The sequence below is a fragment of the Xanthobacter tagetidis genome (assembly GCF_003667445.1).
In the GTDB taxonomy this organism is placed as follows: Bacteria; Pseudomonadota; Alphaproteobacteria; order Rhizobiales; family Xanthobacteraceae; genus Xanthobacter; species Xanthobacter tagetidis.
The window spans coordinates 140,512-162,630 of record NZ_RCTF01000006.1 but is presented as its reverse complement, the minus strand read 5'-3'; the positions used below and the strand labels follow the sequence as shown (position 1 = coordinate 162,630).

Genomic DNA, 22,119 nt, shown 5'->3' with positions numbered 1-22,119 from the left:
AGGCGGATTGACTTGAGCAGGCACAAGCAGCGCTGGAAGCAGTTCCGGCACCGCGCGATCAAGCGGATGGCGCCGGTCACCGGCGCGATCCTGGGCGGCTACGTGCGCGGCTCGCTGTGGTGGCTCAGGCTGTGGCCGCTGGAGGTGTCGTCCGCCGGCATGGCCTTCTGGGCGCGCCTGTTCGGGCCCATGTGGCCGCTCACCAAGGTGGCGCGGGCCAACCTGAAGGCTGCCTTTCCCGAGAAGTCGCCGCGGGAGATCGAGAAGCTGGTGCGCGAGGTGTGGGCCAATCTCGGCCGCCTGTGCGCCGAGTTCGCGCACCTCGACCACATCTGGGACTACGACCCGGGCAATCCCGGCAAGAGGGGCCGCATCGAGATCGGCAAGGCCGACTTCTCGCACCAGCTGCGCGACGGCAGGACGGCGCTGTTCTTCTCCGCCCACACCGGCAATTGGGAAATGTGCGCCATCGCCGGCGCGGAGATGAACATCCTCGACGCGGTGATCTACCGCGAGCCGAACAACAAGAAGGCCGCGCAGCTGATCGAGGAGATGCGCAAGGGCACCATGCCCGACCTCATCCGCACCGACCGCGATGCCGCGCGCGAGCTGATCCGCCGGCTCGGCCAGGGCCAGCATATCGGCATGCTGGTGGACCAGTACTGGACCGGCGGGCCGAAGGTGAAGTTCTTCGGCCGTCCCACCGCCACCAACCCGACGCTCGCCAAGCTCGCCCGGCACTTCGACTGCCCGGTCTATGGCTGGCGGGTGGTGCGCCTGCCCAAGGGGCGGTTCCGCGTGGAGTTCACCGAGGAGGTGGTGATGCCGCGCGACGCCGAGGGCAAGATCGACGTCGAGGGCGCCATGCAGGCGATCAACGACGTGATCGAAGGCTGGGTGCGCGAGCACCCCGCCCAATGGCTCTGGCTGCACCGCCGCTGGCGCTGAGCCGGCGCCGCGCTCAGGCGGCGGCGCCGCCGCCGGGCGGTTTGCCCATGGCGTCGCTGGCGAGCTTCGACAGCCGCTCCAGCGCGCCGAACAGCACGTCGGTGGAGAAGCCCACCAGGAAGGCGATGCCGAACGCGCCGGCGGACGTGATGGTGGGCAGGTTGAGGTCCGCCGAGGCGGGCGTCCACAGCCACGCGGCGATGATGCCGGCGAAGCCGCCGAGCGTGATGCGGTACAGAAAATCCAGGATGGAGGGATCCGGGCTCGCGGGGTCCAGGTAGCGCCGCAGGATGAACAGCATGGAGCCGATCATTCCGTAGAGCGCCGGTAGAAGCCATCGCCCGTAGAGGTCGATCGTCGACTTCTGGGAGATCATCTTGGCCGTGTATTCCTGGACGTTCAGGATGGTCGGGCCGATGTTGAGGGCGACCATGAGTTGCCTGATCTCCGCCAGATGGTCGCCGATCGCGCAGGAGATCCTCTTCTTATCCTCCTGGTTGAAGCACAGCCTTTCGATCTCTGGTGTGCCCTCCATCAACGGTCTCGCACGGCGCGCCGGGTCCGCCGGCTCGGGAGTGCCGGTTGGCGCGTCGGGGTCTCCTTGCCCCAATCCCAGATCGGGGCGATAGCGCTGCTGGACCTCATTGAAGCGCTTTCTGGCGCTCTCCGCAGAAGCATTTGCCAATTCCATTGTTCCCGGCTGGGCCGGCCCCGCAACGCCGCCGCGGGACCGATCCGACGCGAACAGCCCCGTGATCGCGGACACCAGGTGTCTGATGAATGAAAACGGATCGCCGTCCACCACCTGCTGTTCCACCTGGCTGTAGGAGCCCATGCTTCTGCCGATCTGGCGCAGGTCGGCGACCTGGGTGATCAGCTGATCGTAGAGCTTCTCGTTGCTGGGTGTGGTGAGTGCATCGAAGCCGTTCTTCTTGAGCAGGAAGTAGAGCTTCGCCGCAAGTTCGTCCGGCCGCGAGGCGTGCAGCGCCTTGGTGGTGGCGAACAGGGTGCTGGTGCGCTCGTACTCGATGGTGATCTTTGCCGTCGTGAACACGATCAGGAGGCAAAGCACGGCGATCGCCGTGAGCCGCAACTGGTGCCCGCGCGTCCTGCGAAATGGCCGCCACCCCGTCCGCAGGTCGCCAAGCGTCACGGGGGCGAGTTCGGCGATCGCATCATTGAGGGCGAGGCGCAGGTCACCGATGGCCTTCGGGTCGGGCTCGGCGCCGGCATCAACCGCCGCCCTCACGCGGGCGAGCCGCTCCCCGAGATCGCGGGACCGATCCAGACGCCCGAGACTGGACGCCGCCTCTAGCACGAGGTCGGCATCCGCCAAAAGCTGATCCGTGCCGTTGCCCATGGCGTCCCTCGATCCTCGATGATCAGCGGCCTCGCTTCACCCCAGAATCCCCTGCACCCAGCCATAGGGTCCCGGACAGCCGCAATAGGCGCCGGGAGGGCCGGGCGGCTGGGCCCAGCACCAGAAATAGGGGGTGAAGCAGATGGTGCCGGGCTGGTGCGGCGGCACCTGTGCCCGCGCGCTCGAGGAGGCGAGGGCTGCGACCATCACGATCAGGCCGAGGAGCCGCCAGCGCTTCATCGTCGAAACATCCCGTCCCATGTGGCCTTCATCCGTTGGAGCGGGATGTTAGATAATACACGCATAGATAGCAATAATCGTAGAATCAATTTTTAAACGTGGGTGCGTTCTTCGTGCATCGGTCCCTGCGCCACACCGGACTCTGCGCCCGGCGCGGCGCCCGCCCCTTGCCCCGCCTGCCGCATTCCTATAAAGCCGCGCTTTCCTTTTTTCCCGAGGGGTCGGAAGGGATGAGCGCGCCGCTTGTGGCCGTCATCATGGGCAGCCAGTCCGATTGGGACACCATGCGCCACGCAGCGGAGACGCTGGCGGCGCTCGCGATCCCGCACGACGTGCGCATCGTCTCCGCCCACCGCACCCCGGACCGCATGTATGCCTTCGCCAAGGGCGCCGAGGCGGAGGGCTTCAAGGTGGTGATCGCCGGCGCCGGCGGCGCCGCCCACCTGCCGGGCATGGTCGCCTCCCTCACCACCCTGCCGGTGTTCGGCGTGCCGGTGGAATCGAAGGCCATGAGCGGCCTCGACAGCCTCTATTCCATCGTCCAGATGCCCGCGGGCATCCCCGTCGGCACGCTCGCCATCGGCCGGGCCGGCGCCACCAACGCGGCGCTGCTCGCCGCCGCCGTGCTCGCCCTCGGCGACGCCGGTCTTGCCCAGCGTCTCAAGGACTTCCGCGCCGCGCGCACGGCGCAGGTGGCGGAGCGGCCGGTCTGAGCCATGCTGGCGCCGGGCGATACCATCGGGATTCTCGGCGGCGGCCAACTGGGGCGTATGATCGCGCTCGCCGCCGCGCGACTGGGCCTGAAGAGCTTCATCCTCTGCCCGGACAAGGACAGCCCGGCCTTCCAGGTCAGCGCCGGCCACATCTGCGCCGCCTATGACGACTTCGCCGCGCTGGAGGCGTTCGCGCGCCAGGTCGACGTGGTCACCTACGAGTTCGAGAACGTGCCGCTGGCGACCGCCGAGTTCCTCGCCGCCCGCCGTCCGCTGGCGCCCGGCGCCAAGGCGCTCGCCACCACCCAGGACCGGCTCGCGGAGAAGAGCTTCGTTCGCGCGCTCGGCATCGAGACCGCCCCGTTCGCGCCCGTGGACGACCTCGCCTCGCTGGAGGCGGCGGTGGCCGCGATCGGCCTTCCTGCGGTGCTGAAGACGCGGCGCTTCGGCTATGACGGCAAGGGGCAGGTCATCGTCCGCCCCGGCGAGGATCTTACGGCGGCCTGGCACGCGCTCGGGCGCCAGCCGGCGATCCTTGAGGGCTTCGTGCGGTTCGAGGCGGAGGTGTCCATCGTCGCCGCCCGGCGCGCGGACGACGCTTTCGCCGCCTATGACGTGACGCGCAACGTGCACCGCGAGCACATCCTGCACACCTCCACGGTGCCCGCCGGCGTCAGCCCGGAAACCGAGCGGGCGGCGCGGTCCATCGCCTGCGCCATCTCGGGCGCGCTCGAATATGTGGGCGTGTTCGCGGTGGAGCTGTTCCTGGTGGGGCGCGGCGCCGCGGAGCGGGTGCTGGTGAACGAGATCGCCCCGCGGGTCCACAACAGCGGCCACTGGACGCAGGACGGCGCCGCCACCTGCCAGTTCGAGCAGCACGTGCGCGCCATCGCCGGCTGGCCGCTCGGCGATCCGGCCCGGCTGGGTCCGGCGCAGATGACCAACCTGATCGGCGAGGACGTGCATGCCTGGCACAAGATTCTCGCCGAACCCGGCGCGCGGCTGCATCTCTACGGCAAGGACGAGGCCCGGGCCGGCCGCAAGATGGGCCATGTGAACCGCCTGCGCGACGGCGAGGGCTGCTGACCCCAGGGCGCCGCCGGGCGCGGGCTGGCCGCGCCCGGCGGCGCCCCGCAGGCCGGACTTGAATCCGCCCGGAATTTTGTGCACCTCAGTGCCATGGACGCTTCACGCCTCGCTCCCGCTTCGGCCGCCCGCGCGCTTCGCGCGCTGCGCGGGATCGGTCGGCGCGTCGCGCGCGTCGCGCTGGCGGCCGGGCTGATCGCCGCCGCCGCCGCGCCCGCCGGCGCGCAAAGCCTCCAGTTTCTCGGCACCCCGCCCTCCGCGGCGCCCCAGGCCGGGCCGTTCGCGCCGCCGCCCTCGGGGCCGCCGCGCGCCATCGTTCCCGGCGGCGGCGCGGGGGCGCGCGAGCCCCATGCGGTGCTGCCACCCTCGCCGCCCGGAAAGGCGGCGCTCGGCGTGTTCGCCCGCTTCTCGCCCGAGGGGCAGGCCATTCCCCGCGGCGTCGTCTGGCGCGTGTTCGCGGACCGGCCGGAAGCCTCCGGCGCCTTCCCGCTGGTGGCCGAGAGCACGGATGCGGCGCCGGTGTTCTTCCTCACCCCCGGCGGCTACATCATCCATGCGAGCTACGGGCTGGCGAACACAGCGCAGCGCATCGTGCTCGGCCCGGTGTCCCGCCGCGAGGGCTTCGTGCTGCCGGCCGGCGGCCTGCGCCTGGAAGCGGACGTGGAGAACAAGACCATCTCGCCGCAGAAGGTCACGTTCGACATCTTCGAGGGCTCGTTCCTGCAGGGGCGCACCTCCACCCAGCCTTATTATCGCGGCGCCGGCGCCGGCGAGGTGGTGCTGCTGCCGGAAGGCACCTACCACGTGGTTTCCACCTATGGCGACGCCAATGCCGTGGTGCGCGCGGACGTCTCGGTCCAGCCCGGCAAGCTCACCGATGCCACCATGCACCACCGCGCCGCGCAGGTGATGCTGAAGCTGGTGAAGGTGCAGGGCGGCGAGGCGCAGGCCGATACGCAATGGACCGTCATCACCCCCGGCGGCGACACCATCAAGGAATCCATCGGCGCCTTCCCGGTGTTCGTGCTCACCGAAGGCGACTATGCCGCCATCGCCCGCAACGGCGGCAAGAATTACAGCCGCGAGTTCAAGGTGGATGCCGGCCACGACCAGGAGGTCGAGGTCCTGGTGAAGTGAGCGCCGCCTTGCGGCGATATGTTCGGGATCAATGAGCCGGCGGGCCCGCCGTGCTCCGCTGAGGCGACAACCTCTGTGTGGAGCCGCCCGTGACGCGCCCCGGCAAGCCCCTATCCGCCCTCTGCCTCGCCGCCGCCGCGCTCGCCGCGACGGCACTCGCCGCCGCGCCCGTCCACCGGCCCGACGCTGTCGCCGGGCGCGCTCTGGCGGAGCGCTGGTGCGCCGGCTGCCATGTGGTGGGCGCCGCCCCGCAAAGCGCCGCCAGCGACGCCCCGACCTTCGCGGCGCTCGCGGAGCGCGACGGCGACATCTCCGCCCCGTGGCTCGCCTTACGCCTGCTCAATCCGCATCCGCAGATGCCGCAGGTCGCGCTGACCCGCAACGAGGCGGCCGACCTTGCCGCCTATTTCGCGAGCCTGCGGAAGTAGGATCAGCAGGCAATCGCCTGCAGGTGCCCGCGGGCGGCGAAGCCGAGGAGGAGGCGGTCGCGCGTCATCAGCTGGTAGCCGTGATGGCGCGCCGTGGCGATCATGATGCGATCGACGGGATCGCGGGCGGGCGGCTCGTCCGGCAGGAAGGACGATTCAATCAGGGCTTCGGGCGGCATGGCCGCCAGCGCCACGCCGGGCAGGGCCACAAGCGCGCGGAACCAAGCGGTCGGCGACTGGGCCAGCGCGATCTTTCGCGATGCCACCAGCTGGCCGATCTCCCAGGCCGTCATGGGGCAGATGAAGATCGACTGCCCGGCCTCGCGGGCATCGGCCAGCCGCTCCAGAGCCTCGGGAGCGATCCGGTCGCCATTGGCGATCCAGATGGCGGCGCAGGTATCGAGCAGGATGGGCAGGGCCATCTCAGCGCTCCGCCCGCCAGTCGGTGGCGGTGGGCGCGGTGAGGTCGGTGCCGTCGGCAACCGTGACGGTGCCCTTGAGCGCGCCGTAGAGCGCCTTCAGCAGGCTCGCGCGGTCGGCGGCCGGGGCGGCCTCAGCGACCGCCGACATCCGTTCCTCCTCCTCCACGCGCCGGAAGACGAGGCGGCCCGCCTCCATGTCCACTTGCTCGGACTTGTAACCGGCAGCCAGCCAGGCCCAGGTGATAACACTGTTGCTCGGATTGTTGCTCCACCACGCGCGGTGACGGCGGGCGCTGGCGGGGAGGGGATGGCCCACCAGCGCCTCGATCTCCGCGAATGTCATCGCGACATGGGTTTGGCTGACGGTCCTGAGGTGGGCGGTCAGAGGCGCGTAACGGGAATCGGTCGGGGCCTTGAGTGCGCTGGACGATGCCACGGGAACCTCCTCTTTCGATATTGGAGGCTAGTCAAACAAACAGTGTTTATAAACAGTGTTTGTTGTAGTGCAAAAAGAAAGGCGAGGCCGAAGCCCCGCCTCCCTCATTCCGTCCTGTTCGCTCCCCCTCACGCCGCCTTCGCGGCCAGCGCCTTGCGCTTGAGGTCCGGCGGCACGGCCTCGTCCACCAGCGACGCGATCACCTCGTCCAGCGCGCCGGAGGTCTGGGCGTTGGAGCCGAGGCGGCGCATGGAGAGGGTGCGTTCGGCCGCCTCCTTCTTGCCCGCCACCAGGAGCACCGGCACCTTGGCCAGCGAGTGCTCGCGCACCTTGAGGTTGATCTTCTCGTTGCGCAGGTCGAGCTCGGCACGAAGGCCGGCCGCCTTCAGCGCGTCCACCACCTCGGCGGCGTAGTCGTCCGCGTCCGAGGTGATGGTGGCGACCACCACCTGGGTGGGGGCGAGCCACAGCGGGAAGTGGCCGGCGAAGTGCTCGATGAGGATGCCGGTGAAGCGCTCCATGGAGCCGCAGATGGCGCGGTGGATCATCACCGGCGTCTTCTTCTGCCCGTCCGCATCCACGTAGAAGGCGCCGAACCGCTCCGGCAGGTTGAAGTCCACCTGCGTGGTGCCGCACTGCCACTCGCGGCCGATGGCGTCCCTCAGCGTGTATTCGAACTTCGGCCCGTAGAACGCGCCCTCGCCCTGCAGGATGCCGGTCTTGATGCGGTTGGAGGAGGCGGCGATCTGGTCGAGCACGCCGCTCATGACGCTCTCGGCATGATCCCACACCGCATCGGTGCCGACGCGCTTCTCCGGCCGGGTGGAGAGCTTCACCACGATCTCGTCGAAGCCGAAGTCGGCATAGGTGGAGAGGATCAGATCGTTGATCTTCAGGCACTCCGCCGCCATCTGCTCCTCGGTGCAGAAGACGTGGGCGTCGTCCTGCGTGAAGCCGCGCACGCGCATCAGCCCATGCAGCGCGCCGGACGGCTCGTAGCGGTGCACCAGGCCGAACTCGGCGAGGCGCATGGGCAGATCGCGGTAGCTCTTCAGCCCGTGCTTGAAGATCTGCACATGGCCGGGGCAGTTCATGGGCTTCAGCGCGAACACGCGCTCGTCCTTGGTCTCGTCGCCCGCCGACTGGACCTTGAACATGTTCTCCTTGTACCAGCCCCAGTGGCCGGAGGTCTCCCACAGCGAGGCGTCCAGCACCTGCGGGGCGTTGACCTCGTCATAGTCCGCCTTCAGGCGCCGGCGCATATAGGCCACCAACTCCTGGAACAGGGTCCAGCCCTTGGGGTGCCAGAAGACGGTGCCCGGCCCCTCCTCCTGGAAGTGGAACAGGTCCATCTCTCGGCCGAGGCGGCGGTGGTCGCGCTTCTCCGCCTCCTCCAGCCGGTGGAGGTAATCGGCAAGCGCCTTCTCGTCCTGCCAGGCGGTGCCGTAGATGCGGGTCAGCATCGGGTTGTTCGAATCACCGCGCCAATAGGCGCCGGCCACCTTCATCAGCTTGAAGGCAGTGCCGATCTTGCCGGTGGAGGGCATGTGCGGGCCGCGGCAGAGGTCGAACCACTCGCCCTGCTTGTAGATCTTCACGTCCTGGTCCGCCGGGATCGCGTCGACCAGCTCGACCTTGTAGGCCTCGCCCTTGGCGGCGAACACGCGCTTGGCCTCGTCCCGGCTCCACACCTCGCGCGTGAAGGGCCGGTCGCGGGCGATGATCTCGCGCATCTTCGCCTCGATGACCGGCAGGTCTTCGGAGGTGAAGGGGGCGTTGCGCGCGAAGTCGTAATAGAAGCCGTTCTCGATCACCGGGCCGATGGTCACCTGGGTGCCCGGCCACAGCTCCTGCACCGCCTCCGCCATCACGTGCGAGCAGTCGTGGCGGATCAGCTCCAGCGCGCGCGGGTCGTCGCGGGTGACGATCTCGATCTTCGCGTCGCGGCTGATCGGCTCGGCAAGGTCCGCCATCGCGCCGTCCAGAGTGACGGCGACGGCCTTCTTGGCGAGCGACTTGGAAATCTGGGCGGCGACGTCGGCGCCGGAGGTCCCCACGGGATATTCGCGCTTGGCGCCGTCGGGGAAGGTCAGCGAGATCATGTGGCACTCCTTTTCGCCCACTCCTGCGCACCACGCAGGTAGGCATCACGCAATTTGGCGGGGTCCTTTTAGGGAGCGGGCAAGCGGGCGTCCAGCCAGAAGGCCCGGCGCGCCGGCCGGTCCAGCGCGCGCCTCCCCTCTCCCCTCGCGGGAGAGGGGCCGGGGGTGAGGGGGCGCGACCGGCGTGGGGGCGCCAGGATTTGCGGGCGGCGGAACGCCCTACCCCCAAAAATCCGGCCGGGTCTCGGCCAGCGGCCCGCCGATGCGCACCGGGGCGATCTTCACGGCGAGGCCGGTGGCGTCGTCGGTCTCCACCGCCACGCCCGAGAGCGTGCCGGCGCCGCCCGCCGGCTCGAAGCGGGCCGAGGGCAGCTTGCGGATGAAGCGGCGGATGGGCTCCTCCTTGTCCATGCCGATCACCCCCTCATAGCTGCCGCACATGCCCACATCGGTCATGAAGGCGGTGCCACCGTACAGGATGCGGTGGTCGGCGGTCGGCACATGGGTGTGGGTGCCCACCACCAGGGAGGCGCGGCCGTCGCAATAATGGCCGAACGCCTGCTTCTCGCTGGTGGTCTCGGCGTGGAAGTCGATCAGCACCGCATCCGCCACGCGGCCCAGCTCCGCCCCCTCCAGAGCGCGGTCGGCCGCAACGAAGGGGTCGTCCAGCGCATCCATGAAGATGCGGCCCATGAGGTTGAGCACCAGCACGCTGGCGCCGTTCTTCGCCTCCACCAGCGCCGCGCCGCGGCCCGGCGTGCCGGCGGGGTAGTTTGCCGGGCGCAGCAATTGCGGCGCGCGCTCGATGAAGACCAGCGCCTCGCGCTGGTCGAAGGAGTGGTTGCCGAGCGTGACCGCGTCGGCCCCCGCTGCCCTGAGGTCCTCATAGATGGCCTCGGTGATGCCGAAGCCGCCGGCGGCGTTCTCGCCGTTCACGGCGACGAAATCGAGCCGCCAGTCGGCGACGAGGCCCGGCAGGAGGCTGGTGACGACGTCGCGGCCGGGACGGCCGACCACGTCGCCGAGGAAGAGCATGCGCATCGCGTCAGGGTCCGGGGCAGAAGCGGGAGAAGGGGTGGGAGCAGGGAAGGGCGCCGTGCTCCGTTATCATCATGTCGAGGGGTTCGTCATGGGGCTCGGCGGGCACCCGCGGCACCTCCTGGCAGGCGAAGGCGTAGCCGAGGGCGGTAACGGGCGAAGCGGCACGCAGGCGGGCCAGCGTGCGGTCGTAGAAGCCGGCGCCGTAGCCGATGCGCCCGCCGCAGCGGTCGAAGGCGGCGAGCGGCACCACGACAAGGTCCGGCGTCGCCTCGGGCGCGGTCTCCGAAGGTGTCGGGATGCCGTAAGCGCCCTGGGGGACAAGCGGGTCGTCCGCCTGCCAGAGGCGGAACGCAAGCGGCAGCCCGCGGCCGACGATCACCGGCAAGGCCAAGCGGGCGCCTTCGGCGCGGAGCAGTGCGGCGAGGGGAAAGGTGTCGATCTCGTCCCGGAAGGGCGCGAACACGGCGATCGTCCGCCCGGCCAGGGGGCCATCGCCCATGGCGGTGCGCGCATGAATTGCGGCGGCGGCCGAGGCGAGGCGCCGTGCTTCCTCCCCCATGGCCGCGCGACGCGCCAACGCACCCGCGCGCAGGCGCCGCTTCTCGGCGGCGGCATCGGCGGGAGCGGAAAGGGAAGGGGACATGACGGAGGCGAAAGAAGAGGGTGCGGAGCCGCGAAAGCCGTCGGAGTGCGATCCCGGGAAACCTACAAAGTAGGTGGGCGCCGTGTGTCCGAGCCCAGGGGCAAGGTCAGGGACAGCTCCCTTCAGGATCGATAAGGCCCCGGGGATATTGTCTCCAGACGTACCCCACAGCCCCGCATTGCCAATGTAGGTGCGAACCGGGCAAAGCGCCAGCCCTTCCTTGCGACGGCGCGTCTGGCCGCGCGCGTGCGGACGGGATAGAACCGGACCACCTTTAGGGCGCCGAAGCGATTCATGTTCCGCAACATCCTCTCCGTGGGCGGCTTCACCCTGCTCTCGCGCCTCGCCGGCTTCATCCGCGACGTGGTGATGGCCGCCGTGCTGGGCGCCGGGCCGGTGGCGGACGCCTTCTTCGTCGCCTTCCGCCTGCCCAATCATTTCCGCGCGATCTTCGCCGAGGGCGCGTTCAACGCCGCCTTCGTGCCCACCTATTCGCGCCTTCGGGAGCAGGACGGACCGCAACGGGCGCGCCATTTCGCCGACGAGATCCTCACCGCGATGATGATCGTGCACGGCGTGCTTCTGGCGCTGGTGCTCGCCTTCACGCCTGAATTCGTGGCGCTGCTCGCGCCGGGCCTTGCGGACGATCCCGAGCGCTACGGCCTCGCCGTGGCGCTGACGCGCATCACCTTCCCGTATCTCGCGCTGATCTCGGTCGCCACGCTCGCCTCCGGCGCGCTCAACGCCTCCGGCCGCTTCGCCGTGCCGGCGGCGGCGCCGATCCTCTTGAATGTGTGCATGGTGGGCACGCTGCTCGCCGCCGCCTTGTTCCCGACCGCCGGCCACGCGGCGGCGTGGGGGGTGCTGATCTCCGGCGTCGCGCAGCTGTTCGCGGTGGGGGCGGATGCGGAGCGTTCGGGCATCGGGCTCCGGTTCTCGCGGCCGACGCTCGATCCCGGCACGCGCCAGTTCCTGAAGGCGCTGGGGCCGGCCATCATCGGCTCGGCCGGCATCCAGATCGCGCTGTTCGCCGATACCATCATCGCCACGTTCCTGCCCGCCGGCGCGCTCTCGGCGCTCTATTACGCCGACCGGATCAACCAATTGCCCATCGGCGTGGTGGGCATCGCGGTGGGCACCGTGCTCCTGCCGGAGATGGCGCGCCGCCTCGCGGCCAAGGACGATGCCGGCGCCGCCCGCGCCCAGGCCCGCGCGGTGGAGCTGGCGGCGCTGCTCGCCATTCCCTTCGTGGCCGCCGCTCTGGTGGTGCCGGACCTCACCATGCGCGCTCTGTTCGCCCGGGGCGCCTTCACGGCGGCCGACGCGGCGGAGGCGGCGGCGACGCTCCAGGCCTATGGCGTCGGCCTCCTCTCCTTCGTGGTGGTGCGCGCCTTCATCGCCCCGTTCCATGCGCGCGGCGACACCCGCACGCCCATGATCGCCTCGCTCACCGCGGTCGCCATCAATGTCGCGCTCAAGTTCGCCCTCATGGGCGCGCTCGCCCAGGTGGGCCTCGCGCTCGCCACGGCCATCGGCGGCTGGATCAATCTCGGACTTCTGGTGGTGTTCGCCGTGCGCCAGGGTCTGCCCGTGGGCGACGAGAAGCTCGGCGGGCATCTGGCCCGGCTCGCGGCCGTGCTCGCCGTCGTCGCCGCCGCTCTGCTCGGCGCGCAATATGGGGCCGACCGCCTCCTGGCCGCCGGGCTCTGGGCGCGCGAAGAAGTGATGCTCGGGCTCGTGGTGGCGGCCGGCGCGCTTTGCTATGCCCTTGCCGTCGCGTCACTTCTGGGCCGCGGCTTCATCGCCGGGGTGATCGGCCGGCGCGGCCTGTGAGGCTTTCGCGGCGGAAAAAATGTCGTTCGAAACGTTTTGCATCGCAGCGCGCTGTGCTATTCGATCGGCCGCCTTTCGGTCTTGGCCCTTCGGTTGCGGGACGTGCCGGACCTTGCTCACGACATTGGTGGACGCCGCGCGTCCACCCGGAGCCGGACCGATGATGAATGTTGCCCGCAGTGTTCCTGCCATACTTGCCTGCGCGCTGGCGCTGTCCGCCTGCGGCCAGCCGGCTCCGCAGCAGTCGGGGCCGCCGCCCGCCCCGCAGGTGACGGTGGCGAGCCCGGCCACGCGCACGGTGACCGACCACGACGAGTATGTCGGCCGCTTCGTCGCCATCGACGAGGTGAACCTGCGCGCCCGTGTCTCCGGCTACCTCGACAAGATCCACTTCACCGACGGCCAGATGGTGAAGGAGGGCGACCTGCTGTTCACCATCGACCAGCGCCCGTTCAAGATCGCCCTCGACCAGGCCAAGGCGAACCTTTCCCAGACCAAGGCGGTGATGGACTTCACCAAGGCCGACCTGGAACGTGCCCGCACCCTGCTTGAGGACAAGAACTCGAACGCCATCTCCAAGCAGGCGTTCGAGCAGCGCACCCAGGCCGAGCGCACCGCCGCCGCCAACGTGCAGTCCCAGGAAGCGGCCGTGCGCACCGCCGAGCTGGACCTCAACTTCACCGAGATCCGCGCCCCGGTGTCCGGCCGCATCGGCGACCGCCGCGTTTCGGTGGGCAATTACGTCACCGGCGGCACCGGCGCCTCGCCGACCTTGCTCGCGGTGATCGTTTCCACCGATCCGATCCGCTTCGAGTTCTCCATCGATGAGGCCTCGCTGCTGCGCTACACGCGCCGCATGGGCACCGAGATCAAGGGTGCTCCGGTCGAGCTGAAGCTGATCGACGACAAGGGCTTCACCCACAAGGGCGAGATGGACTTCCTGAACAACGTGGTGGACCGGGAGACCGGCACCATCCGCGGCCGCGCCGTGTTCGCCAACAAGGACGGCCTGTTCCGGCCCGGCATGTTCGCCCGCCTGAGGCTCGACGCCGGCGCGCCCTACCAGACCCTGGTGGTGCCGGAAGTCGCCATCGGCTCCGAGCAGGTGAAGAAGTTCGTGTTCGTGGTCGGGTCCGACAACAAGGTGCAGCAGCGCTTCGTCGAGCTCGGCCCGCTGGTGGGCCCCGACCGGGTGATCCGCGACGGCCTCGCGCCCACCGACAAGGTGGTGGTGAACGGGCTGATGCGCGTGCGCCCCGGCGTCACCGTCGCGCCCCAGGAGGTCAAGGCCGCCGACGCGGGAGCCCCCGCGGGCGCCGCGCCGGCCGCTGCGAAGTGAGGGGGCGGCCATGAGGCTCTCACACTTCTTCATCGACCGGCCGATCTTCGCCTGCGTGCTTTCCACCATGCTGGTGATTCTCGGCGCCGTGTCCTATTCGCGCCTTCCGGTGGCGCAATATCCCGAGATCGCCCCGCCGGTCATCACCGTGACCGGCCAGTATCCGGGCGCCTCGGCCGAGACCGTGGCCGACACCGTCGTCGCCCCCATCGAGCAGCAGATCAACGGCGTGGAGCGCATGCTCTACATCTCGTCCAACTCCACGGCGGACGGACGCTTCTCGATCTCGGTGACGTTCGACATCGGCACCAATCTCGACATCGCCCAGGTGCAGGTGCAGAACCGCGTCGCCATCGCCCAGCCGCGCCTGCCGGCCGAGGTGCAGCAGGTGGGCGTGGTGACGGCCAAGTCGTCGCCCGATTTGCTGTTGGTGGTCAGCCTGTTCTCGCCGGACGGCTCGCGCGACCCGCTGTTCATCTCCAACTTCGCCAACGCCCAGGTGAAGGACGTGCTCTCGCGCATCGACGGCGTGGGCTCCATCACCGTGTTCGGCTCGCGCGAATACGCCATGACGATCTGGCTCGATCCGGACCGCATGAGCCAGCTCAACCTCACCTCCACCGACGTGGTGACGGGGCTGAGGGCGCAGAACGTGCAGGTGGCTTCGGGCGTGCTGAATGCACCGCCGGTGGCGCAGCAGCGCCCGTTCCAGGTCGCGGTGCGCACGCTGGGGCGGCTCGCCGACCCGGCCGAGTTCGCCAACATCGTCATCAAGCAGACCGACCAGGCGCTGGTGCGGCTGAAGGACGTGGGCCGGGTGGAGATCTCCGCCCAGGACTACGCCTCGACCTCGTTCCTCGACAAGGACATCTCGATCCAGCTCGGCGTGTTCCAGCGCCCCGGATCGAACGCGCTCGCCACCGGCAATGCGGTGATCGCGCAGATGAAGCAGATCGAGAATACCTTCCCGGTCGGCCTCAAATACGCGATCTACTACAACCCCACCGAGTTCATCCAGCAGTCGGTGACGGCGGTGATCCACACCATCGGCGAGGCGATCCTGCTGGTGGTGCTGGTGGTGGTGCTGTTCCTGCAGACCTGGCGCGCGGCGATCATCCCCATCCTCGCCATCCCGATCTCGCTGGTGGGCACCTTCTTCATCATGAGCCTGTTCGGCTTCTCGCTGAACAACCTGTCGCTGTTCGGCCTGGTGCTGGCGGTGGGCATCGTCGTCGACGACGCCATCGTCGTGGTGGAGAACGTGGAGCGCAATATCGAGGCGGGGCTCTCGCCACGCGATGCCGCCTACAAGACCATGGACGAGGTCGGCGGCGCGCTGGTGGCCATCTCGCTGGTGCTGTCCGCGGTGTTCATCCCCACCGCCTTCATCACCGGCCTGTCGGGCGAGTTCTACCGGCAGTTCGCGCTCACCATCGCCGGCTCGACGCTGATCTCGCTGTTCGTCTCGCTGACGCTGTCGCCGGCCATGTGCGCGCTGCTGCTGAAGCCGCACCGCGCGGCGCACGAGAAGCCGGCCTGGTATGCCCGCCCCTTCGTCGCCTTCTTCCGCGTCTTCAACCGCAGCTTCGAGGCGCTGGGCAACGGCTACGCCTACCTCACCGCCCGCCTGGTTCGGATCGTGGCGGTGATGCTGCTGCTCTATGCCGGCATCGTCGCCTTCGGCGGCCATCTGTTCGTCACCACGCCGCAGGGCTTCATCCCGGCGCAGGACCGCGGCTACCTCATCATCGCCGCCCAGTTGCCGCCCGGCGCCGCCATGCAGCGCACCGAGGAGGTGATGAAGCGCGCCGGCGACCTCGTCCTCGGCACGCCGGGTGTCGGCCATGTCATCAACATCGCCGGCTTCTCGGGCGCGACCTTCACCAACGCCCCCAATGCCGGCGCCATGTTCGTGATCCTGGAGCCGTTCTCGGAGCGCGGCGGCGATCCGAACCGCACCGCCGCGGCGGTGCAGAAGGCGCTGTTCGGCAAGATGGCGGCTATCCAGGAAGCGCAGATGATCGTGGTGCAGCCGCCGCCCGTGCAGGGCATCGGCAATGCCGGCGGCTTCCGCATGATGATCGAGGACCGCGCGGGCAACGGGCTCCAGGCGCTGCGCGGCGCGGTCTACGCCATGATGGGCGCGGCGGCGCAGACGCCGGGCCTGCAGCAGGTCTATTCGCTGTTCGAGACCTCGACGCCGCAGCTGTTCCTCGACATCGACCGCCAGAAGGCGCAGCTGCTGCGCATCAACGTGGCCGACGTGTTCGCGGCGCTCCAGACCTATATCGGGTCGACCTACGTCAACGACTTCAACCTGTTCGGCCGCACCTTCCGGGTGCAGGCGCAGGCGGATGCCCAGTACCGCCTCGACCCGAAGGACGTGCTCTCCATCCGCGTGCGCGCGGCCAACGGCGAGACCGTGCCGATCGGCTCGTTCGCCACCGTGCGCGACATCTCCGGTCCCTACCGCGTGCCGCGCTACAACCTCTACCCCGCCGCCGAACTCGACGGCTCGCCCGCGCCCGGCTACTCGCAGGGCCAGGCCATGCAGATCATGCAGGGGCTCGCCGCCAAGACGCTGCCGCAAGGCTTCGCCTTCGAGTGGACGACGCTCGCGTTCCAGCAGGAGCGGGCGGGCAACACCGCCATCTTCGCCTTCGCGCTGGGCGTGGTGTTCGTGTTCCTGGTGCTGGCGGCGCAGTATGAGAGCCTGACGCTGCCGCTGGCGGTCATCCTCATCGTGCCCATGTGCCTCGTCGCGGCGCTCGGCGGCGTGATCTTCCGGGGGCAGGACAACAACATCCTGACCCAGGTCGGGTTCATCGTGCTGATCGGCCTCGCGGCGAAGAACGCGATCCTGATCGTCGAGTTCGCCAAGCAGCTGGAGGACCAGGGCCACGGCCGGCGCGAGGCGGCGGTGGAGGCGGCGCGGCTGCGCCTGCGGCCGATCATCATGACCTCCCTCGCCTTCATCCTCGGCGTGGTGCCGCTGGTGTGGGCGGTGGGCGCCGGCTCAGAGCTCAGGCAGGCGCTGGGCACGGCGGTGTTCTACGGCATGATCGGCGTGACGGTGTTCGGCCTGCTCTTCACGCCGGCCTTCTACGTCTTCGCCCGCTGGCTCGCCGGGCTGGGCTCAAGGAAGCCGAAGGACGGCGCGGAACCGGAAAAGCCCGCCGGTACCAGCCACCCCGCCCCCGCCGAATAGGCCGGACACAGGACGGAAGGACGAAGGCGGCGGACCCCGGGTCGGCCGCCTTCTCGCGTTCTGGAGCGCCGTCAGTCCGCGGCTGCGGGCGGCGCGCCGCTCCGCAGGGTGCGGAAATGGCCCCTGGCCTGGAGGAAGGCGAGCAGCGCCAGCCCCGGCAGTCCCGCCACGGCGGTGATGACGAAGAACACCGGCCAGCCCGTGGCCTCGGCCACGAACCCGCCGCCGGAGGCGAGGAAGGTGCGCCCCACGGCGGTCAGCGCGGTCAGCAGCGCATACTGGGTCGCGGTATGCGCGCGGGCGCCGCACAGCGCCGAGAGGTAGGCGACGAAGATCACCGTGCCGATGGCGCCGGTGAAGTTCTCCACCACGATGGTCGCGGTGAGCAGCGGCACGTTCACGCCCACCACGGCCTGGAGCGTGAAGGCGAGGTTGGACAGGATCTGCAGGATGCCGGCGATCCACAGGCTTTTGACCAGCGACAGCTCGCGGGCGATATAGCCGCCGGCGAACCCGCCGGCGAGGGCGGCGAAGAAGCCGACGCCCTTGACGATGCCCGCATAGGTCGCCTTGTCGAAGCCGATTGCGATCACGAACGGTGCCGTCAGCACGCCGGCGAAGGCGTCGCAGAACTTGAACAGCAGCACGAACAGCAGGATCGTCGCCGCCTGCTCGCGCGACAGGAATTCCGAGAACGCGCCCACCGCCGTCGAGACCACGCGGGAGAGGGCGCCCGCGTCCGTCTCCCGCGCCGGCGCCTCCGGCTCGCGGGAGAGGAGGGTGGTGAGGATGCCCACCAGCATCAGCGCGCCGGCCACCACATAGCCCCAGAGCCAGACCGAGGCGCGCGGGACGCCGGCGACCTCGAAATAGGCGACGAGGGCGATGATGCCCGCGCCCGAGACCAGCATGCCCACCCGGTAGGCGGCCACATAGCCCGCCATGCCGGCCGCCTGCTCGTTGCCGGCGAGGCGCTCCACGCGGTAGGCGTCGACCACGATGTCCTGGGTCGCCGAGACGGTCGCGACCACCAGCGCTCCGAGCGCGACCAGCAGCGGCGCGGACAGCGGGTCCTGGAAGCCGAGGAACAGGATGGCGGCCATCAGCGCCAGCTGGGTCGCCAGCAGCCAGCCGCGCCGCCGGCCGAACAGGCGCGAGAGCAGCGGCACGTCGAGCGCATCCACCAGCGGCGCCCACAGGAACTTCAGCGTGTAGGGCACGCCTACCAGCGAGAACAGCCCGATGCTGCCGAGGCTCACCCCGGCCTCCGTCATCCACACCGAGAGCGTGGTGCCCGTGAGCGCCAGCGGCAGGCCCGAGGAGAAGCCGAGAAACATGACGGAGAGCACGCCCGGCTGGCCGTAGACCTTGAGGCCGGCAAGCATCCGCGCCCACCAGCCGGTGGCCGCCTCCCCCGGTGCCGGGGGGCGCATGGTGTCGTCGCTCATGGCTCGCGCCGCCTTCCGTCCTTGAAGCCTTGCCCGGCGATGGGCACGCCGTCGCGCCAGGAAAACCCTGGAAGGCAAATAAAGCGTTTCGAGCGGCGCGGGGCGGCGGGAATCAGGCCTGCTGCTGGCTCCACAGGCCGGTCTCGACCTTGGAGACGGCGATCACCGCCTGGGTGCGGCTCTCCACGCCCAGCTTCTGGAGGATGGCGGAGACATGCGCCTTCACGGTCGCCTCGGAGACCGACAGCTCGTAGGCGATCTGCTTGTTGAGCCGGCCCTCCGCCAGCATCATCAGCACCCGCACCTGCTGCGGCGTGAGGGTGGAGAGGCGGGCGATGATGGCGTCGGTCTCGGCGTCGGTCTTGGTGGACAGGTTGATGTCCGCCGGCACGAAGGTCTCGCCCTTCAGCACCTGCGTCACCGCCTGGCGCATGTCGGCCACCGCCATGGTCTTGGGGATGAAGCCGGAGGCGCCGAGATCGATGCAGCGCCTGATAACGGACGGCTCCTCGTTGCCGGACACCACCACCACCGGCAGCGCGGCATACTGCGCGCGCAGATAGATGAGGCCGGAGAAGCCGCGCGCCCCCGGCATGGTGAGGTCGAGCAGGATCAGGTCGACGTCCGCATCCCGTTCGAGCAAAGCGGTGAGGTCGTCGAAGGTGCCCACTTCCTCGACCTGGACGCCGGAGGCGTGGCCGGAGATGGCCTCGCGCAGCGCGCCGCGGAACAAAGGATGGTCGTCGGCGATGACGAGGCGCAGACCCGATGCGACGTCCTCTGGCACGTACACCCTCCCCACGCCCGGCCATTTTGCTGGCAGCGGCCGCGCCAAGGTTGACGCAGCTTAGATTCGGTTGTGCCGATCATCGATCCGTGGCGAAGCGATGACAAGCCGGTCAGATCAATTCCCGGCCTGCCCGGTGAATTGCAGCGCAACCTCGCGCGCGTGCGGCGCGTCGCGGTGCTCGATCAGATAGAGGCCCTGCCAGGTGCCCAGCACCATGCGCCCGTCGATGACGGGTATAAAAAGACCGCTGTCGGTGACGAGGGTGCGCACATGGGCGGGCATGTCGTCCGGCCCCTCCAGATCGTGCACCCATCCGAGGTCGCGCGGGGCGAGGCGGTCGAGCGCGGTGAGCAGGTCGCGCCGCACGTCCGGGTCGGCATTCTCCTGGATGGTGAGGGAGGCGGAGGTGTGGCGGCAGAACAGCACCAGCAGCCCGCTGCCGGCGCCGATCTCCTCAAGGAAGGCGGCCGTCTCGCGGGTGAGGTCGGTGAAGCCCTGGCCGCGCGTCTCCACCGTGAGCCGCGCATGGGCCTGGGTGGTGACGGGCGCGCGCCGCGCCGGGGTGCGTCGCATCTGCGTCATCTCTCGCGCCTTCCATCATGCCGGCTGCCCAACGGGCCCTGCTTGGGCTTATAACGCGGCAGTCGCTTCCTTCCCCAGCCAGGACCGCCCATGCCGAAGCTGATCCTCGATCCCGAAGCGTTCGCGGACGATGCCGTCGCCCCCGGCACGCGCATGGTGAACGACGCCATCGTCAAGACCCTGCAGGGCCTGCCGAACCGCTGGTCGGTGCCGTTGCCGGCGATCCGCGCGGCGCGTGCGTCCGGCAAGGGCACCTTCCCGCTGCCGCCCGAGAGCAAGCGCGCCCACGACGAGACGGTTCCCGGCCCGCGTGGCCCGGTGCCGGTGCGCATCGTGATGCCGGACGGCGCGCCCAAGGGCGTCTACCTGCACATCCACGGCGGCGGCTGGACCCTGGGCTCGGCGCGCGAGAATGAGGGGCTGACCGACCGCATCGCGGCCAATTGCGGCCTCGCGGTGGTGTCGGTGGACTATGCCCTCGCCCCCGAAGTGCCCTATCCCGCCGGCCCGGACGACTGCGAGGCGGTGGCGCTGTGGCTGGTGAAGGAGGGGGCGGCGCGCTTCGGCACCCACCGCTTCGCCATCGGCGGGGAATCCGGCGGCGCGACGCTGGCGGTGGCGACCCTGCTGCGGCTGCGCGACAAGCACCTGATGCAGCCGTTCACGGCCGCCAACCTCACCGCCGGCTGCTACGATCTGCGCCTCACCCCCTCGGCGCGCAACTGGGGCGACCAGCCTTTGGTGCTGAACACCGCCGACATCGCCCGCTTCGTGCGCAACTATCTGCGGCTTGTGGGCAATCCCGACGATCCGGACGTCTCGCCGCTGCTGGCGGACCTGCGCGGCCTGCCGAAGGCGCTGTTCACGGTGGGCGCCAAGGACCCGCTGCTCGACGACAGCCTGTTCATGGCGGCGCGCTGGATGGCGGCGGGCAACGAGAGCGCGCTCGACGTCTATCCCGGCGGCTGCCACGTCTTCATCGGCTTCCCCGGTCCCATCACCGACCAGGCGCTGCGCAAGATCGACGACTTCCTCACCCACTTCTGAGCGGGCGGCGCGGACCCGGGAGCCCCGGCCTACAGAGGCTCCTGACCCTCATTGGTGCGCAGGCGGTCGATGAAGGACTTCAGCCGGGAATACATGCGCTCGGCATAGTCGAGCGCCGCGTCCAGTTCGGACGGATCGCCGGGCGCCGGCGTCGGTGCGGCGCCCGGGCGGCCGGCCTTGAGCGCGGCGATCTCCTGCTGCAGCCGGGCGATCTCCGCCTCATAGGCGTCGCGGCTGTCCGGCACCGCCTCGCAGGCAAAGCCCGCCGGCCCCTTGGCGCAGATCGATACGAGACCGGTCCGCGTGTCGAGCTTCAGCGTGCCGCCCTCCACCGGGGCGAAGGCGAAGCGCGGCCCGTCGCCAACCGCCGTCTCCGGCGCCACGGTGGGCAGCCCCTGGCGCCCGGCGCCGGTCTGCGCCGCGGCGAGGCCCGCCGGCACGGCCAGCATTGCGCCGGCAATCAGGAGCGTCAGGCGATGGCGGATCATGGCGGCCTCCGTCTCGTCTCGTCGCGGCCCGCGCATGCGGGCGGCAGGGCACGTCCGGCCCCCCGCTGTGGGGGACCGGCGCGTTGCCCTATGCTCGCCGCCGATCGCGGCCGAACCGGGGCCGGCCCGTCACTGCGCCTTGATCGGCCGGTAGGGCGACCGCCCGCTGGCGAGGGCGTCGGCGAGCAGGTCGAGGCGGTCCTGGCCCCAGAACACCTCGCCGTCCAGCACGTAAGACGGCGCGCCGAACACGCCGGCGGCGATCGCAAGGGCGCGGTTCTCGTCATAGGCGCTGGCGGCGGCTTCGCTCTCCGCGGCGAGCACCAGCGAGCTTCCCGGCAGCCCCACCTCGTCGGCGATCGCCGCCAGGGTGGCCGGATCGGCGAGGTTCTCCTCGCGCTGCCAGACCCCCGCGAAGATGCGGCGCATCAGCGCGTCCACAGGCAGGCCGGCCTGGAGCGCGGCGATGATCGTCTGGTCGGCGCGGGTCTGGTCGAACGGCCAGAAGCGCGGGTGGATGTTCAGCTCCACATTGCGCTTCACGCGCCAGCGCTGCAGCTCCACCAGGCGGTAGTCCTGGCGCGCCGGCGCGCGCTTGGGCAACGGCAAGCCGCCGGTTTCCGCGAAAACCGGGCCGAGCGCCACCGGCCGGAACGCCACGTCGAGGCTGTAGGTGCGCACCAGATCCATGAACGGGGCATGGCCCATGAAGGTCCAGGGCGAGGGGGTCGAAAAATAATAGTCGATGTGGCGCGCCATCTTCGCTCTCCGGGCGTTTCCCCTGACGAGGGGCGGATGTGCGCCCGAACCCCGCTGCGGTCAATGGCG

General features: G+C 69.8%; 21 protein-coding genes and 1 other RNA gene. 9 read left to right on the top strand and 13 right to left on the bottom strand.

Annotated elements, in window-relative coordinates; translation table 11 throughout:
- The first annotated feature begins 12 nt into the window (after nt 1–12).
- Nucleotides 13–948, top strand: a complete 936-nt coding sequence (locus D9R14_RS09515) for a lipid A biosynthesis lauroyl acyltransferase (RefSeq protein ID WP_245420675.1) — start codon at nt 13–15, stop codon at nt 946–948.
- Between the two features lie 13 nt (nt 949–961).
- On the opposite strand, the gene D9R14_RS09510 is transcribed toward D9R14_RS09515, so the two are convergent.
- A complete protein-coding gene (locus tag D9R14_RS09510; RefSeq protein WP_121623080.1) occupies nt 962–2,308 on the bottom strand; it encodes a hypothetical protein in 1,347 nt (448 codons plus the stop codon).
- A 36-nt stretch (nt 2,309–2,344) separates the two neighbouring features.
- Entirely contained in the window at nt 2,345–2,569 is a 225-nt protein-coding gene (locus D9R14_RS09505) for a hypothetical protein (RefSeq protein ID WP_147452995.1), read from the bottom strand.
- A 209-nt stretch (nt 2,570–2,778) separates the two neighbouring features.
- On the opposite strand from D9R14_RS09505, the gene purE reads away from it, so the two are divergent.
- The 4 genes from purE to D9R14_RS09485 all read left to right on the top strand — a co-directional run bounded on the left by purE (nt 2,779) and on the right by D9R14_RS09485 (nt 5,912).
- Nucleotides 2,779–3,261 (top strand): 5-(carboxyamino)imidazole ribonucleotide mutase, encoded by a 483-nt coding sequence (gene purE, locus D9R14_RS09500; protein WP_121623078.1) that lies wholly within the window; start codon nt 2,779–2,781, stop codon nt 3,259–3,261.
- 3 nt (nt 3,262–3,264) lie between these two features.
- Nucleotides 3,265–4,347 carry a 5-(carboxyamino)imidazole ribonucleotide synthase gene (locus D9R14_RS09495; protein ID WP_121623077.1) on the top strand — a complete coding sequence of 361 codons (1,083 nt, stop codon included), beginning with the start codon at nt 3,265–3,267 and terminating at the stop codon, nt 4,345–4,347.
- 93 nt (nt 4,348–4,440) lie between these two features.
- The gene (locus D9R14_RS09490) at nt 4,441–5,484 is read left to right on the top strand and encodes an RgsD C-terminal domain-containing protein (RefSeq protein WP_184759491.1); all 1,044 of its coding nucleotides are present in this window, start codon (nt 4,441–4,443) and stop codon (nt 5,482–5,484) included.
- An 89-nt stretch (nt 5,485–5,573) separates the two neighbouring features.
- Nucleotides 5,574–5,912: a c-type cytochrome gene (locus D9R14_RS09485; RefSeq protein WP_121623178.1), complete on the top strand. Its 339-nt coding sequence runs from the start codon at nt 5,574–5,576 to the stop codon at nt 5,910–5,912.
- Between the two features lie 2 nt (nt 5,913–5,914).
- On the opposite strand, the gene D9R14_RS09480 is transcribed toward D9R14_RS09485, so the two are convergent.
- The 6 genes from D9R14_RS09480 to ssrS all read right to left on the bottom strand — a co-directional run bounded on the left by D9R14_RS09480 (nt 5,915) and on the right by ssrS (nt 10,733).
- Nucleotides 5,915–6,334 carry a type II toxin-antitoxin system VapC family toxin gene (locus D9R14_RS09480; protein ID WP_121623076.1) on the bottom strand — a complete coding sequence of 140 codons (420 nt, stop codon included), beginning with the start codon at nt 6,332–6,334 and terminating at the stop codon, nt 5,915–5,917.
- A 1-nt stretch (nt 6,335) separates the two neighbouring features.
- The gene (locus D9R14_RS09475; RefSeq protein WP_147452994.1) at nt 6,336–6,770 is read right to left on the bottom strand and encodes a DUF7662 domain-containing protein; all 435 of its coding nucleotides are present in this window, start codon (nt 6,768–6,770) and stop codon (nt 6,336–6,338) included.
- A 128-nt stretch (nt 6,771–6,898) separates the two neighbouring features.
- Complete coding sequence (gene thrS, locus D9R14_RS09470; protein ID WP_121623074.1) at nt 6,899–8,872, bottom strand: threonine--tRNA ligase; 1,974 nt, start codon at nt 8,870–8,872, stop codon at nt 6,899–6,901.
- Nucleotides 8,873–9,091: 219 nt separating this feature from the next.
- A complete protein-coding gene (locus D9R14_RS09465) occupies nt 9,092–9,913 on the bottom strand; it encodes a TIGR00282 family metallophosphoesterase (RefSeq protein WP_121623073.1) in 822 nt (273 codons plus the stop codon).
- 4 nt (nt 9,914–9,917) lie between these two features.
- On the bottom strand, nt 9,918–10,472 hold the full coding sequence (locus D9R14_RS09460; RefSeq protein WP_245420672.1) for a 5-formyltetrahydrofolate cyclo-ligase: 555 nt from the start codon (nt 10,470–10,472) through the stop codon (nt 9,918–9,920).
- 105 nt (nt 10,473–10,577) lie between these two features.
- Nucleotides 10,578–10,733: non-coding RNA, 6S RNA (ssrS, locus tag D9R14_RS09455), on the bottom strand.
- A gap of 117 nt (nt 10,734–10,850) precedes the next feature.
- On the opposite strand from ssrS, the gene murJ reads away from it, so the two are divergent.
- The 3 genes from murJ to D9R14_RS09440 all read left to right on the top strand — a co-directional run bounded on the left by murJ (nt 10,851) and on the right by D9R14_RS09440 (nt 16,936).
- Nucleotides 10,851–12,389, top strand: coding sequence for a murein biosynthesis integral membrane protein MurJ (murJ, locus tag D9R14_RS09450; RefSeq protein WP_121623072.1), 1,539 nt, complete (start codon nt 10,851–10,853; stop codon nt 12,387–12,389).
- Nucleotides 12,390–12,549: 160 nt separating this feature from the next.
- Nucleotides 12,550–13,728, top strand: a complete 1,179-nt coding sequence (locus D9R14_RS09445) for an efflux RND transporter periplasmic adaptor subunit (RefSeq protein WP_342634779.1) — start codon at nt 12,550–12,552, stop codon at nt 13,726–13,728.
- A gap of 10 nt (nt 13,729–13,738) precedes the next feature.
- The gene (locus D9R14_RS09440) at nt 13,739–16,936 is read left to right on the top strand and encodes an efflux RND transporter permease subunit (protein WP_121623071.1); all 3,198 of its coding nucleotides are present in this window, start codon (nt 13,739–13,741) and stop codon (nt 16,934–16,936) included.
- A 71-nt stretch (nt 16,937–17,007) separates the two neighbouring features.
- Here the strand turns inward: D9R14_RS09440 and D9R14_RS09435 are convergent, their stop codons facing one another.
- The 3 genes from D9R14_RS09435 to D9R14_RS09425 all read right to left on the bottom strand — a co-directional run bounded on the left by D9R14_RS09435 (nt 17,008) and on the right by D9R14_RS09425 (nt 19,756).
- Entirely contained in the window at nt 17,008–18,384 is a 1,377-nt protein-coding gene (locus D9R14_RS09435; RefSeq protein ID WP_394010517.1) for an AmpG family muropeptide MFS transporter, read from the bottom strand.
- Between the two features lie 112 nt (nt 18,385–18,496).
- A complete protein-coding gene (locus tag D9R14_RS09430) occupies nt 18,497–19,171 on the bottom strand; it encodes a response regulator (RefSeq protein ID WP_121623070.1) in 675 nt (224 codons plus the stop codon).
- 117 nt (nt 19,172–19,288) lie between these two features.
- Nucleotides 19,289–19,756 carry a secondary thiamine-phosphate synthase enzyme YjbQ gene (locus D9R14_RS09425; RefSeq protein ID WP_121623069.1) on the bottom strand — a complete coding sequence of 156 codons (468 nt, stop codon included), beginning with the start codon at nt 19,754–19,756 and terminating at the stop codon, nt 19,289–19,291.
- Between the two features lie 90 nt (nt 19,757–19,846).
- Between D9R14_RS09425 and D9R14_RS09420 the strand changes: the two genes are divergently transcribed.
- Entirely contained in the window at nt 19,847–20,803 is a 957-nt protein-coding gene (locus tag D9R14_RS09420; protein ID WP_121623068.1) for an alpha/beta hydrolase, read from the top strand.
- Between the two features lie 29 nt (nt 20,804–20,832).
- On the opposite strand, the gene D9R14_RS09415 is transcribed toward D9R14_RS09420, so the two are convergent.
- Both D9R14_RS09415 and D9R14_RS09410 read right to left on the bottom strand, forming a co-directional pair.
- Nucleotides 20,833–21,291, bottom strand: a complete 459-nt coding sequence (locus D9R14_RS09415; protein WP_121623067.1) for a hypothetical protein — start codon at nt 21,289–21,291, stop codon at nt 20,833–20,835.
- Between the two features lie 129 nt (nt 21,292–21,420).
- Nucleotides 21,421–22,050, bottom strand: coding sequence for a 2-hydroxychromene-2-carboxylate isomerase (locus tag D9R14_RS09410; protein WP_121623066.1), 630 nt, complete (start codon nt 22,048–22,050; stop codon nt 21,421–21,423).
- Nucleotides 22,051–22,119: the final 69 nt, after the last annotated feature.